This is a genomic window from Streptomyces botrytidirepellens (genome assembly GCF_003721215.1).
GTDB lineage: Bacteria > Actinomycetota > Actinomycetes > Streptomycetales > Streptomycetaceae > Streptomyces > Streptomyces himastatinicus.
In genome coordinates, this window is the sequence record NZ_RIBZ01000785.1 from 1 (window position 1) to 12532 (window position 12532).

Annotated in this window: 12 protein-coding genes; 6 read left to right on the forward strand and 6 right to left on the reverse strand. The window is 71.2% G+C overall.

Going from position 1 to position 12532, the window contains the following annotated elements; translation table 11 throughout:
* Window positions 1–935 (forward strand): RNA polymerase sigma factor (locus EEJ42_RS40050; RefSeq protein WP_148082191.1); only part of this gene is annotated, 935 nt, incomplete at its 5' end.
* Window positions 936–1069: 134 nt separating this feature from the next.
* Here EEJ42_RS40050 and EEJ42_RS40055 read toward each other — a convergent pair.
* The gene (locus EEJ42_RS40055) at window positions 1070–2248 is read right to left on the reverse strand and encodes a PucR family transcriptional regulator (RefSeq protein WP_123107068.1); all 1179 of its coding nucleotides are present in this window, start codon (window positions 2246–2248) and stop codon (window positions 1070–1072) included.
* Between the two features lie 510 nt (window positions 2249–2758).
* Here EEJ42_RS40055 and EEJ42_RS40060 point away from each other — a divergent pair.
* The 4 genes from EEJ42_RS40060 (at window position 2759) to EEJ42_RS40075 (ending at window position 6805) form a co-directional block, all read left to right on the forward strand.
* The gene (locus EEJ42_RS40060) at window positions 2759–3484 is read left to right on the forward strand and encodes a ferric reductase-like transmembrane domain-containing protein (RefSeq protein WP_246097665.1); all 726 of its coding nucleotides are present in this window, start codon (window positions 2759–2761) and stop codon (window positions 3482–3484) included.
* A complete protein-coding gene (locus EEJ42_RS40065) occupies window positions 3481–4995 on the forward strand; it encodes an NADH-quinone oxidoreductase subunit NuoF family protein (protein ID WP_123107076.1) in 1515 nt (504 codons plus the stop codon). The genes EEJ42_RS40060 and EEJ42_RS40065 overlap by 4 nt, the downstream gene beginning before the upstream one ends.
* Before the next feature lie 219 nt (window positions 4996–5214).
* Complete coding sequence (locus EEJ42_RS40070; protein ID WP_123107077.1) at window positions 5215–6210, forward strand: SCO0930 family lipoprotein; 996 nt, start codon at window positions 5215–5217, stop codon at window positions 6208–6210.
* An 82-nt stretch (window positions 6211–6292) separates the two neighbouring features.
* On the forward strand, window positions 6293–6805 hold the full coding sequence (locus EEJ42_RS40075) for a hypothetical protein (RefSeq protein WP_123107070.1): 513 nt from the start codon (window positions 6293–6295) through the stop codon (window positions 6803–6805).
* A 27-nt stretch (window positions 6806–6832) separates the two neighbouring features.
* On the opposite strand, the gene EEJ42_RS40080 is transcribed toward EEJ42_RS40075, so the two are convergent.
* Together EEJ42_RS40080 and EEJ42_RS40085 are read right to left on the reverse strand one after the other, a co-directional pair.
* Complete coding sequence (locus tag EEJ42_RS40080; protein ID WP_123107071.1) at window positions 6833–7510, reverse strand: HAD family hydrolase; 678 nt, start codon at window positions 7508–7510, stop codon at window positions 6833–6835.
* 287 nt (window positions 7511–7797) lie between these two features.
* On the reverse strand, window positions 7798–8736 hold the full coding sequence (locus EEJ42_RS40085; RefSeq protein ID WP_425473036.1) for a ScbA/BarX family gamma-butyrolactone biosynthesis protein: 939 nt from the start codon (window positions 8734–8736) through the stop codon (window positions 7798–7800).
* Window positions 8737–8825: 89 nt separating this feature from the next.
* On the opposite strand from EEJ42_RS40085, the gene EEJ42_RS40090 reads away from it, so the two are divergent.
* Window positions 8826–9476 (forward strand): ScbR family autoregulator-binding transcription factor, encoded by a 651-nt coding sequence (locus EEJ42_RS40090; protein ID WP_123107072.1) that lies wholly within the window; start codon window positions 8826–8828, stop codon window positions 9474–9476.
* A gap of 12 nt (window positions 9477–9488) precedes the next feature.
* Here the strand turns inward: EEJ42_RS40090 and EEJ42_RS40095 are convergent, their stop codons facing one another.
* The 3 genes from EEJ42_RS40095 to EEJ42_RS40105 form a co-directional block, all read right to left on the reverse strand.
* Window positions 9489–10286 (reverse strand): endonuclease I family protein, encoded by a 798-nt coding sequence (locus tag EEJ42_RS40095; protein ID WP_123107073.1) that lies wholly within the window; start codon window positions 10284–10286, stop codon window positions 9489–9491.
* 137 nt (window positions 10287–10423) lie between these two features.
* Window positions 10424–11134, reverse strand: coding sequence for an SDR family NAD(P)-dependent oxidoreductase (locus EEJ42_RS40100; RefSeq protein WP_123107074.1), 711 nt, complete (start codon window positions 11132–11134; stop codon window positions 10424–10426).
* A complete protein-coding gene (locus EEJ42_RS40105) occupies window positions 11127–12332 on the reverse strand; it encodes a sialidase family protein (protein WP_123107075.1) in 1206 nt (401 codons plus the stop codon). The genes EEJ42_RS40100 and EEJ42_RS40105 overlap by 8 nt, the downstream gene beginning before the upstream one ends.
* Window positions 12333–12532: the final 200 nt, after the last annotated feature.

Here is a 12532-nt window from a genome sequence, read left to right on the forward strand (position 1 = left end):
CGCGCCGCGCTGCATCACACCACCGGGCCGCGGGTGACGCGGCCGCCGACGACACCGCCGGGGACCATCCCGGCCACCCCGGCCACCCCGACCGTCCGGTCCTTCCCGCCACCCGGGAGCCGGGCGGTCCGTGCGTGCGGGGGGTCTGCGCCACCGGCGCCGGTGCGCCCTCCGACCAGGAGCTGACCCGTCGGCTCAAGGAGGAGTACGCCTCGGGCGCCACCAGCCCGGCCTCGGGCGACATCCTGTACCGCCGCCACCACCAGGCGACGCTCTCGTACGCCCGGACCTGCTGCCGGGCGCTCCATGACGCCGAGGACCTGGCCTCCGAGGCGTTCATCCGCACGTTCCAGGCGGTCAGGGCGGGCGGCGGACCGCGGGGGCCGTGGCGGCCGTATCTGCTGACCGTCGTGCGTCACACGGCGCTGGAGTGGAGCGAGGGCGAGCGCCAGATCCTGCTGACCGCGGACTTCGAGACCTGGCTCCAGCACGCACCCATGGCCGACCCCCAGTGGCATGTGGTGGCGCGCGAGGACCGTCAGCTGCTCGTCCGCGCCTTCCGCAGGCTTCCGGAACGCTGGCAGACGGTGCTGTGGCACACGCTGGTCGAGGAGGAACCCCCGCAGCGCGTGGCGTCGTTGCTGGGCATCTCCCCCAGCGGGGTCACCTCACTGGCCTTCCGCGCCCGTGAGGGGCTGCGGGAGTCGTATCTCCAGTCCCATCTGGAGTCCGCGGCGAACGACCGCTGCCGCCACTTCAGCGCCATGCTCGGCGCCTCGGTGCGGCGCGGCGGGGTACGTGGCCACGCGCTCGCGCGCCATCTGGCCGAGTGCGCCTTCTGCGCCCACGCGTACAAGGAACTGCTGGGTCTCAACGCCGCGATGCGCACGGCGAACCCCACGGCGAACCGCACCGCGGCGCCGTCCCCGCACTGACGCACCGCACCACGCGGGCTCACCGACCTCGCGGTGGCCGGAGGGCATGCGGACTCACCGACCACGCACCGGACTGCCGACCGCGCCATCGCGGTCGGCAGCCCTGGGTGGTGCCGGTGTGTTCGCCTCTGTGGTCAGAGTCCGTTGACGCGTGCCTCCCGGGCGATTCCCAGCGGACGGACGCCTGGGGCAGCGCCGGTGCGGGGTCGTCGGCTCACCCGGGACGCATGGCGCCGGATGCGGTCCATCTGCGCCATCAGCCTGCGGCCGCGCAACGCCATCTCCAGCTCGAACCGTATTCGCGGGTCACGCAGGCCCGGGCCGAAGAGCTTCTCTATCTGGCGCAGGCGGTATCGCACGGTCTGCGGATGCACCTTCAGCGCCTTGGCCGCTTCGGGCGCGCCACCGCCCTCGAGCCAGGCCAGCAGGGTCATCTGGAGCCGTTCGCTCTGCCGGGGGGTCAGCCCGACCAGCGGCTTGAGCCAGCGCGCGGCCAGCGCGCGGACCAGGGACTCGTCCTGGAGCAGCAGCAGCATCGACAGGTGGTCGTCGACGAAGAGCACCCGGGGTTCGGGTCCGCCACGGCCGGGGGCCATGGTCAGCAGCCGCCGGGCCCAACGGACCGATGACGCCGCGTCGTTCAGCGGCACCACATGGCCGACGGCGGCGGTCCGGCCGCGCAGCGCGGCTTCCAGCGCGCCACGGGTGCCGGGGTCCACGGGGGCTTCCCGGTCCGGGTCCCGTTCGCCGTCCTGGAGCCGCTCCGCGCCCTGGTCGGGGGCGGGGTCGGAGTCCGCGTCCGGGTCGGGGATCAGCAGGCACAACTCGTCGCCGACGGCGCCGATGAGGGTGTCTCCCAGCACGGAGGCCAGTGGCGGTGCTTCGCCCGGAGTGGGCAGGGCGATGGCCTGGACCGTCTCCGGCAGCGGCCACCGGGCCGCCCGGGACAGCTCGGCCAACGTCCGCTCGGACACCGAGACTTCGCCGATCAGGGCCTCGAACAGGTCGCGCCGGGCCCGCTCGGGCGGGATGTCGGTGGGCGTCTCGTCACCGTAGGCGGCGTCGGAGAGGGCCGGTGTCCCGGCGCCCTCCTCGCCCGGCTTCCGGTAGCCGAGTGCCGCCAGGAGAGCCTGCTCGACTTCCCAGCGGACCTTTTCACGCTCAGTGTCCTCCAGAAGGTCGGCGAATCCCGGGATTCTGTGCCGGAGGTTCTCGATCACCTCGTCGGCCAGGGACGGGAGCTCATTGCGCAGCACGCGGGTCCACTCGCCACGGGGGCGGGACCAGATGCGGTTCACCAGTTCGCCCATCATTACCTCGTTCTTGCCGGGGGGAGGTCCGACCGTTGGGGGGTCGGTCGGACCCGTGGAGGTTGCCTCCGTCTCCGGCTCATCCGGTCCGGAAAGGGAGTCGAGGGTCCTCCGCTACCTCATAGAGGACCCCCGCCCCCACCGGTCCCGGCGCTTTGCCGGGTCTTTGCCATCGGGATGACAGTTGATCAGCCGAAGACGGTCTGGGCAGTGTTCATACACGAGAAGTTGTCACGTTACGACAAATCTTATGGAGATCACGTGTAGTTCCGAGAAGCTGCTGCCCCCAAGACGACTTTGACGTATCTCGTCATCCGCGCGGAACACGCGCGATCGGGAGGCTCCATGTCCATGTCCCAAACGCCTTCTCCCTCACAGGGGCGCCACGGGGGACGCCAAGCACCTGGAGGACGACGAGCCGCTCGCCGGACTCGGCGGGACCAGCCCGGTATCGGGTGGTCCCGGAACATCCGCATCTACGCTATCGTCGCGACCGTCGCGCTGTCCCTCATCGTGACGTACAACTCCGGTGCTTTCAGCCAGACTTTCGCGTTCCTCGACTTCGGCGCCGGGGTGCTCGCCCTGGTCTGCCTCAGCTCAGCGGTGCTGTGGGGGCTCGCCGCGACCGACCAACTGATCCTGCACTCCAACCACCGGCTCATCGCCCAGGGCATCCACCGGGCGGCCGCAGTGGCCGGCCTGCTCTTTCTCGGCATTCACATCTGGGTGAAGGTCGCCGAGAGTCACACGAACGCAGCTTCGAGCGTGTTACCGTTCGCTGACGCAAAGCAGCCGGTGCTGATCGGGCTCGGAACCATTGCCGGTTACCTCTTCGTCATCGCAGCGGTGACCGGAGCGGTCCGCAGCTCGTTCGCCGCCGCGGGCAACTCCCGCTGGCGGTACCGGTGGTGGCGGGCGCTCCACGTGGGCGCCTACCCCGCCTGGGGCCTCGCGCTGATCCATGGTCTGAAGGCCGGACGTGAGGCCAAGATCTGGGCGACATACGGCTACATCGCGGCTCTGGCCGGGGTGGCCATCGCGCTGTGGATGCGGCTCGCAGCCCGGCGCAGCCACGACGACGATCGAGGGGACGGCATCTCCGTGAGGAACCCGCCCGCCCGCGGCCTTCAGGAAGGCCGCACCCGGCGCGCCGCGCCCACCGTGCCGCGGCCCCGCGCGGCCGACTCAGGCCGGCGGGACGGTGCATCACTCGGTGCCTCCCGTGGGTGGGACCGGTGATCAAGACAAAACCCAGGCTGGCCTGTGTCGATCCGCCCCGGCTGCTGGCCGGGCTGGACGAGGCGTACCGGCTCGACCGGGTCGGACACCTGACGGTGCACGGCACGATGCCCGCCCTGAGGGCGGACGAACTCGTCGCGCTCGCGGAGAACATCGATCTCCGCGGGCGCGGCGGGGCCGGTTTCCCCTTCGCCAAGAAGGTCAGCGCGGTCGTCGAAGCGGCCGGCCGCGCGGGCGGCCGGTGCAACGTGGTGGTCAACGGCAGCGAGGGCGAGCCCAGTTGCCTCAAGGACACCGCGCTGCTGCTGCACACCCCGCACCTGGTCATCGACGGTGCCACCCTGGCGGCCGAGGCGATCGGCGCCGAGGAGGTTGCCATCGCGGTGCACCGGGCGGACGTCGAGGAGTCGCTGAGCGCGGCCATAGCCGAGCGCGGCCCCAGCGGCGTCCCGGTGTCGGTCACCCTCACGCCCGACCGGTTCGTGGCCGGTGAGGGCGGCGCCGTCATCAACGGCATCAGCGGCGCCCCGGCCATCCCCAACGGCCGGAAGATCCGGTCCAGCGAGAACGGCCTCGGCGGGCTGCCCACCCTGCTGTCCAACACCGAGACCTACGCCCAGCTCGCCGTCGCGGCGCGGATGGGCGCCCTGCCGTACCGCTCGGTGGGGCTGCCCACCGAGCCGGGCACGACACTGCTGACCGTCGGCGGCAAGTACGTGATGGAGACGCCGACCGGGGTGCCGCTGACCTACGTCCTGGAGCTGTGCGGGCTCACCCCCGGCCAGGGCGTGCTGGTGGGCGGCTACCACGGAAAGTGGCTGGACCCGAAGAGCATCAACGCCACCACCATCTCGCGCGAGTCGATGAAGAAGTACGGCGCGCGGCTGGGCGCGGGCGCGGTGCTGCCCATCCCGGAGGACACCTGCCCGCTCGGCGAGACCGCGCGGGTGGCCCGCTGGCTGGCCGCCGAGACGGCCGGTCAGTGCGGTCCCTGCTTCATCGGGCTGCCCGCGCTCGCGGACGCGATCGGCCAGGTGGAGCGGGGCGGCGGGCAGTCGGCCATCGACAATGTGCGCGCGTACATCAACTCGGTGCGCAAGCGCGGCGCGTGCAGCCACCCCGACGGTACGGCCGGATTCGTGACCACGGCGCTGGACGCGTTTCCCGAGGAGTTCGAGTCGCATGCGCGCGGCGCGGGCTGCGGGCGCCCCACGATGGGCGTGTTGCCGCTGCCCGAGGAGTCCCAGCCGCTGGCCCTGCCGCCCGGTCCGACGGCCGCCCCGCCGCGCGGGGAGCGGCAGCAGCGGGGCCCGATGGAGAAGCTCCTGGTGGACTGGTCGCTGTGCCAGGGCCACGGGCTGTGCGCGGACATCCTGCCGCCCGAGGTGCTGACGCTCGGCATCGACGGCTATCCGTCCTCCGCCCGGATGGACGTGCCCCGTCAGCTGCGCGGACAGGCGGTGCGCGCGGTGCGCCGCTGCCCCGCGCTGGCGCTGCGCATCGAGGAGTAGCCCGCGTTCGAAGTCCCCCTCCACGACGGCCGTTGCGCAACGGCCGTCGCTTGTTTGTGCGCCCTCGTGTCCGGTGGTCGTGCGCCCTCGTATCCAGCGTTTTTTGCGTCTGGTGACAAATTTTTAACTGGCTGAACGTCCCTCGCCACGGCCTCCGTATGGGCATGGTGTCGGCGCCTTCACCGCCGGACACCGATAAGGATTTCGCAGGGAGTGGTCATGGAGAAGCGGCGTCAGATCGCATTCGCGGGAGTGTCCGCGGCGATGGTCATGCTGACGGCGGCGTGTGGCAGCAATGACACCTCCGCGGGCAGCGCGAACGTCCAGCCCGTGGGCGGCAGCAGCCAGACGGCGAGTGCGGGTGCTTCGGCGTCGGCGGGTGCGGGCGCGGCGGCCGCGGGGGCCGGCGCGACCGGTGGGTACGGCAGTGACACCGGCGCGGCGGCGGGCAGCGGCGAGGCGGGCAGCGGGAGCAAGACGGGCCCGGCGAAGGAGCTCGCGGTCAAGAGCGACGCCAAGCTCGGCAAGTTCGTGTCCGACAGCGCGGGGATGACTCTCTACCGGTTCGACGAGGACACCCCCAAGCCCGCCAAGTCCAACTGCAACGACGCGTGCGCCACCAAGTGGCCGCCGGTCCCCGCGGACGACGCCACGGCCGGTGCGGGCATCGACTCCAAGAAGCTCGGCAAGGTCAAGCGCGCCGACGGCAGCGAGCAGCTGACCCTGGAGGGCTGGCCGGTCTACCGCTACGCGGGCGACACCAAGGCGGGCGACACCAAGGGCCAGGGCGTGGGCGGCACCTGGAACGCGCTGGCCCCGGACGGAAAGCCGGCCGGCAAGAAGGCCGGGGGCGGCGCCCTGGAGCTGATGGTCAACAACAACGCCGACCTCGGCAAGATCATGGTGAACGGCGAGGGCATGACCGTCTACCGGTTCGACAAGGACAGCGCGTGGCCGATGAAGACGGCCTGCGTCGACGCCGCCTGCCTGGACAAGTGGAAGCCGGTCAAGGCCATCGACACCACCAAGGTCTCCGGGGTGGACGCCTCGAAGGTGACCTCCTTCACCCGCCCCGACGGCACCAAGCAGGCCGCCTTCGACTGCTGGCTGCTCTACACCTTCGCCGGGGACAAGAAGCCCGGCGACACCAACGGCCAAGGCGTCAAGGGCACCTGGTTCGCGCTCGACGACAAGGGCAAGAAAGTGACCCAGTAAGACGGCATGATGGTCCATCCCGACGGGGGCCCGGAGCGGCGGCGCTTCGGGCTCCCCGCCGGACGTCGACGGGAGGGTTGAAGTGTCACGCGTACTCCGTGCCGCCGCGCTCGGTGCGGCACTGCTCTGTGCGGGCGGCCTGGTGAGCGGCTGCGGCGGAAGCAGCCATGCGGACGGCAAGAAGGAAGAGAAGGCGCACGCCGCCAAGGAGCTGGGGAAGCCGGGCAAGCCCGCGGCCCTGACGCAGATCGCCGACGCCATCGGCTGCAAGGCGACCATCATCACCGAGGCGGACGAACTGCGCCAGGGCTCCTGCCAGTCCAGCAAGGGCGACCGGTACACCATGGTCACCTTCGCCACTGCGAAGGGTCAGAAGGACTGGCTGAACACCTCGAAGGACTACGGGGGCATGTATCTGGTCGGCGCCCGCTGGTCGGTCACCGGTCAGTCCTCGGGATCCCTCAAGCCCCTGCGCGCGAAGCTCGGCGGGGCCATCGAGCAGGGCTCGACGATGCACCACGGTGGGTCGAAGTCCCAGGGCGGTTCCGAGTCCCACGACGGGGGCAAGAAGCACGACGGGATGAAGATGGACTGACCGGTGCCCGGACCCTCGCTCCGGGACTCAAGCCGCCCGGGAATCGGCCCACTTGAGCAGGTCGGGGTCGGCGAGCGTGGAGACCCACAGATCCACCGGCGGACGTTCGTCGACGGGTTTGCGCGGTCCCACGCCGAGCACCCTCAGCCCGGCCCGGGAGGCGGACAGGAAGCCGCAGTGGGAGTCCTCCACCGCGAGCGCGTCGCCGGGGGCCGCACCGCACAGGCGGGCGGCCGCCAGATACACATCGGGGTGGGGTTTGGGCCGCACTTCCCCGCCGGGGACCAGCACATGGTCGAAGTAGCGCAGCAGCCCGGCCTTGGAGAGCCCGTCCTCGACCACGTCGCGCGGGCAGTTGCTCGCCACGGCCAGCGGTGCGAACGCTGCCGCCTTGTGGACGAGTTCGGCCGCCCCCGGCATGGTGACCGGGTCTTCGGCGACCAGCCTGCGGAACGCGCTGAGCAGCTGCCGGGTCATCTCGTCGGCGAGGTCGGGGAGTCCGGCGAATTCGGCCATCATGCGGCCGCATTCGGTGTAGTGGAGCCCCTTGGTGCGCCCCGCGAACTCCTCGTCGCAGACGGCCCCGTAGTCCGCGAGCACCACTTCGCGGGCCTTTTCCCAGTGCCGTTCGGAGTCCATCAAAGTGCCGTCACAGTCGAAGACGATGGCGGCGGGGGTCCATGCGAGAAGCGTTTCTGCTGTCATCTGCCTGCCGTTCCAGGAGAGATGGGGGAATCGGCGCAGGATTCGCCTGTAGCCACGGGGAGCAGCGCGGTGAATTTCTGGGCGGGCGCTGCGCGCCGAATGCCGGATGTGGCATGGAAAAGCCGTACAGGCGGAGAATTGCCTGCCCGAAACATAACGATCACTACGTTAGTGAGATGACTCCGGGTAAGCAAGAGGTCACTCAGCGTCGGCGGTTTGTTCGTCGCTCAGCGCGTTCGTCGCTCGTGGTGTTCGCCGTTCGGCATGTTCGTCGTCCTGGTGTGCGGTCAGCCGTACTGGAGCACACCGACCGCCGTGCAGATGTCCGCCTGGCGCAGCCGGAAGACACACGTTCTGCCGTGGGAGACGCACTCGACCACGGCGGGCGGATGGGACTCGGTGAACCGGATCGCCTTCATCCGGCAGGCCAGGGGGCGGATCAGCACGCCCCCGGTGGCCAGTGCCGCGGCCTGCCGGGCGCCCTCCAGCAGCACCAGCCCCGGCACATGGTCGCTCCAGTGGTCGAAGAAGAACGGGTGACGGGGGTCCGCGGGGTCCAGGTACACCACTCCCCCGTCCCGCACCACCAGCACGTCCCGGGCCGCCGGTACGCCCAACTGCCCTGGTGAGGGCCGTACGGCGGCGCGCAGCCTGCGCCTCGCGGTCTGGCCCGAGTGCGCGGAGCGGGTCTCGGCGTAGGCCGTGCCGTCGAGGAAGCGGGCGGTGCCCCCGGCCCGCGCAAAGATCCGGCCACCCGCCCACAGGCCGACGTCGAGCCGCATTCCGGACACGGACCGCCCGCTGGGCTGTGCGGTACGGACGTCCGTCACCGCGATCCGGCAGGTGATGTCGGTCGCGCCGTGGGGGGCGCGGGGCTCGGTCTCCGGGTCGAGCCGGAAGAACAGGTCGCGGATCAGGAAGTGCGCGCCCGCGGGCACGGCGTAGTACCGGGTCGGGATGTAGATCCCCAGTTCGCGCAGGGTTTCGGCGATCATCAGCGGATGGTGCCGGCCGTCCCCGCCGTGCGGGAACGTCGGATGGGAGCGGGGCCACTGGGCAGCCGCCTCGAACCGTCCGTCACCCAGCGTACGGACGTCGGTGAGCAGCACCTCGGCCACCGAAACCCGGTGCACGGCTTCACGCGCCACGGTGCGGGACCAACTGAGCGGCCGACCGGTGGGACCGGTCGGCTCCGAAAGGCCGCGAGCCTCGCGAACGATCACCATAAAATACTAATAATGTTTGACCTGTCTGTCCTCATCACCATCAGCGGCCGAAAGTCCGCTAAGTTCACTCCGTCACACCGGACCGGCTGATGAAGGACGACGAACACGTGCAAGAACGGGCCGAACAAACACGCCGGTCTCTTCTGGAAGCGGCCGCATCCCTTTTCGACGAACGCGGCTACGCGGGAACGAGCATCAGCGACATCACCGCCCGTTCGGGTCACACCAGCGGGGCCATTTACTTCCACTACACCAGCAAGGAAAGACTCGCCCTCGCCGTGGTGCAGGAACACTTCGCCACCTGGCCGCCCCTGATCGACCGGCACACCGGGCTCCACGTGCCCGCCCTGGAGCAGCTGGTCCGGCTCAGCTTCGCGGTGGCCCGCGCCTTCCGCGATGACATCGTGGTACGGGCGGGGGCGCGGCTGTGGACCGAGCGCTCCCTGATCGCGGCGCCCTTCCCGCCCCCGTTCATCGGCTGGATCGACGCCGTCGGGGCCATGCTGGAACGGGCCCACGGCGAGGGCGAGCTGGCCGCCCACGTCGATCCGCTGCCCGCGGCCCGGACCATCGTGTGTGCCTTCTTCGGTCTGCACACGGTGTCCGAGGCCCTCGACGGGCGGCGGCTCGTCGAGGACCACCTGGCCGAACTGTGGACCCTGCTGCTGCCCTCGCTGCGGGCCGCCCCCGGGCACCCCGGACACACCGCCGAGCTGCTGGCGGCGGCCCGGGGCGCGTGACGCGGGACCGGGTCACTTCCAGATCTCGGCGACCCACTCCGGGTGGTCGATGAACGGGTTGCGGTTGTGCTGGAAGTCGTCGTAGATGACCTGGTTGCGCTTCTTCTCGAAGGCGTCCGGCGGGTCCTCGTCGTTCCACTTCTTCAGCACGGAGAGCCGTCCCAGATAGGGCTGGCTGCCGTTGTCGACCTTGTCGTTGGGCTCCAGGTCCGGGAAGCCCTCGCCACCCTCGTAGCGGACCGACATGTACAGGATCATCCGGGCCACATCGCCCTTGACCTGGTCACGGGGCTCGAAGGAGTCGTCGTCGGTGCGGTTGCCCGGCGCCTCCCCCACCTCCGAGCCGCCCTCGTCGAAGTCCTTGTTGCCGCGGGTGCTGTTGACCGAGACATCGGCCGGGCGCAGATGGTGGATGTCCGTGCCGGGCCCGGTGGACGTGCCGAAGTCGCCGTGCGACTTCGCCCAGACGTGTTCGCGGTTCCAGTCGTCGGCGTTTCCGCCGTTCGCGTCCTTGCTCTGGGACCGGCCGGTGTAGAGCAGGATGACGTTGGCGGAGTTGTCCGGGTCCTCGTCGGTCTTCTTGAGTGCCTCCCAGACCTCGTCGTACGAGAGCTTGCTGACGTCCCTGCTGATGATCTGGTTCAGGGCGTCCTTCAGCGGCTCCCCGGTCTTGCCTATCGCGTCCTTGTAGTACGTGTCGTCGTACGCCGTGCTGGTGGGTACCGCGGTGGCCGGGGTCTGCGCCGTGACGGCGACCGTCACGACGCCGGCCAGCAGTGCCAGGGATTTCCAGCGGGTCACACGGGTCATGTGTGGTGTCCTCTCCCCGATTTACGACCGTTGTTCGATCCCCGAAAGCGTGGCAGACACAGGATCGTCCAATGGTGAACATCATGAAGAGATTCCGTGTCAGGGCCATGACCGAATCAGGCCCCCGGACCCGGTTGTCAGAGCGAGGCGCCCCCGCACATCACCAGCGTCTGGCCGGTCATCGCACCGCCCTCCGGGCCCAGCAGGAACGACGTCAGCCCGGCCACCTCATCGGGGCGTACGAGCCGACCGAGCGGCGGAAGGACCGGCGGGGTACGGCTGCGGCCCGGGTCCCGCAGCATCGGGGTGTCCGTCGGTCCCGGCGCCACCACGTTCACGGTGATCCCGCGCGGCGCCAGTTCGGCCGCCCAGGACCGGGCCAGGCCCGTCAGCGCCGCCTTGGTGGCCGCGTACTGGCTCTTGCCCGGGACGCCGGTCATCGTCCTGCTGCCCACCAGCACCATCCGGCCGCCGTCCCGGACCCGGTCCACCAGCGCGTCCGCCAGGACGGTCGCCGCCTGCACGTGGATGCGCCACATGAGGGACCCGTCCTCGGCGTCCAGTTCGCCCAGCCGGGCGGAGCGCTGGACGCCCGCCGCGTGCACGAGGGCGTCCAGCGGGCCGTCCTCGTCCATCGGGGTGAGCGCCTCCGGCAGCTCCTCCGGCCGGGCCAGGTCGGCCGGGAGCCAGCGCAGCCGGTCGTGGCCGTGCGGCGGGGCCGTACGGCTGATCCCGGTGATCCGCCACCCCTCGTCCAGCAGCCGGGCGGCGATGGCGGCGCCGATGCCGGAGCTGACGCCGGTGACCACGGCGTGACGGTCGCGGGGCTCGGCCAGGGGCTCAGCCATCGGCCGCCCAGTCCGGGCTGACGCGCACGTACTTGATGGCCTGGCGGTGGTACGTGTACGCGATGTGCAGCGTGCCGTCCGGGGTCTGCCGGATGGTGGGATACGACAGCTCCCGGTTGAGCCGGTCGCGTGAGTTGTTGGTCAGGCAGTGTCCGTCGCCCACGTCCAGATCGCGCCGTACGGGCCAGGTGCGGCCGCCGTCGGCGGACAGCGCGAGGGTCATCGGTGCCCGGGGCGCGCCCCAGAAGGCGCCGGGGGCGTCTTCCCGCTGTGCGGGGGCGGCGGCCGGAGCGTCGCCCGCCTCCCCGTCGTCGTCGATCTCGTCGTACAGCGAGACCCGGCGGGCCGTCGCGTCCGCGCGGCTGCTGTGGTTGTACACCAGCGCCAGCCGTCCGTCGCCGAGCGGGACGTACTGGACGGAGGAGTTGTTGTTGGGCAGCTCGGTGGGCTCCGGCTCGCTCCAGCTCTCCCCGCCGTCCGTGCTGTGCGAGCGGTACACCGCGTCGGCCCAGCGGCTGCGGAACAGGGCCAGCAGCGTGCCGCCCGGGAGCGGGTGGACGTTCATGTGCACACAGCCGGTGGAGCCCGGCACGGGCCGCTCCCGCCAGGTGCGGCCCTCGTCGTCGCTGATCATCACCGCGCTGGTGTCATGGTCGCCGACCCACTTGGCGCCCGGGGTGGACACGCAGTGGAACACCGGCAGCAGCCACCGCCCGCCGTCCAGGACCGCGATCGGCTGGCGGATGAACACCCCGCCCCCGGCGGTGGCCGGGAAGAGGGTGCGCGGCGCGCCCCAGGTGTCCCCGTTGTCGTCCGACACCCGGACCCGGACCTCCGCGGTGTCCTGGTTGCCCGCCTGCTGGGCGGTGTAGAGCAACCACAGCTCACCGGCCGGGGTGGGGAACAGCAGCGGGTTCTGCTCGGAGCGCGCCGGGTCGTCGGACAGCCGGACCGGCTCCGACCAGGTGTCGGAACCGGGTGCCAGCCGGGAGAACCACACGGAGATGTCCGGCACGCCCTCCTGGGTACCGCCGAACCACACGCAGCCGAGGTCGCCACCGGGCAACACGGTCAGGTTGGCGGCGTGGTTCTGGACGGCGGGCGCGGGCAGGAACGCCTCCTGGCGCGCCGGGTCGCCCGGCCGCGGCCGGAGCCGCCCGTCCGCCAGCGGTATCGCGGTGTCATGGTCGGCGGTCATGGGCGCCGGGCTCCTCGTGGTGTGCGGTGGTACGGGTGTACGTCATCGGCCGGGGCTCCCCTCCCTGGCCCTCCCCCGGCACCTGCCCGCGACCGGGCGGCACGGCGGAGCGCCGTCCGGAACCCGGCCCCACGGGACACGCCCGGGGGCGTTCGGGGGCCGGGGCGGAGCCCCGGGGTCGGGGGCCCGGGGGCGGAGCC

Coding starts and splice junctions, on each gene's coding strand:
- EEJ42_RS40055 (WP_123107068.1), bottom strand. CDS start 2,248: ATGATGGGCGAACTGGTGAACCGCATCTGGTCCCGCCCCCGTGGCGAG.
- EEJ42_RS40070 (WP_123107077.1), top strand. CDS start 5,215: ATGGAGAAGCGGCGTCAGATCGCATTCGCGGGAGTGTCCGCGGCGATG.
- EEJ42_RS40080 (WP_123107071.1), bottom strand. CDS start 7,510: ATGACAGCAGAAACGCTTCTCGCATGGACCCCCGCCGCCATCGTCTTC.
- EEJ42_RS40085 (WP_425473036.1), bottom strand. CDS start 8,736: ATGGTGATCGTTCGCGAGGCTCGCGGCCTTTCGGAGCCGACCGGTCCC.
- EEJ42_RS40090 (WP_123107072.1), top strand. CDS start 8,826: ATGAAGGACGACGAACACGTGCAAGAACGGGCCGAACAAACACGCCGG.
- EEJ42_RS40095 (WP_123107073.1), bottom strand. CDS start 10,286: ATGACCCGTGTGACCCGCTGGAAATCCCTGGCACTGCTGGCCGGCGTC.
- EEJ42_RS40100 (WP_123107074.1), bottom strand. CDS start 11,134: ATGGCTGAGCCCCTGGCCGAGCCCCGCGACCGTCACGCCGTGGTCACC.
- EEJ42_RS40105 (WP_123107075.1), bottom strand. CDS start 12,332: ATGACCGCCGACCATGACACCGCGATACCGCTGGCGGACGGGCGGCTC.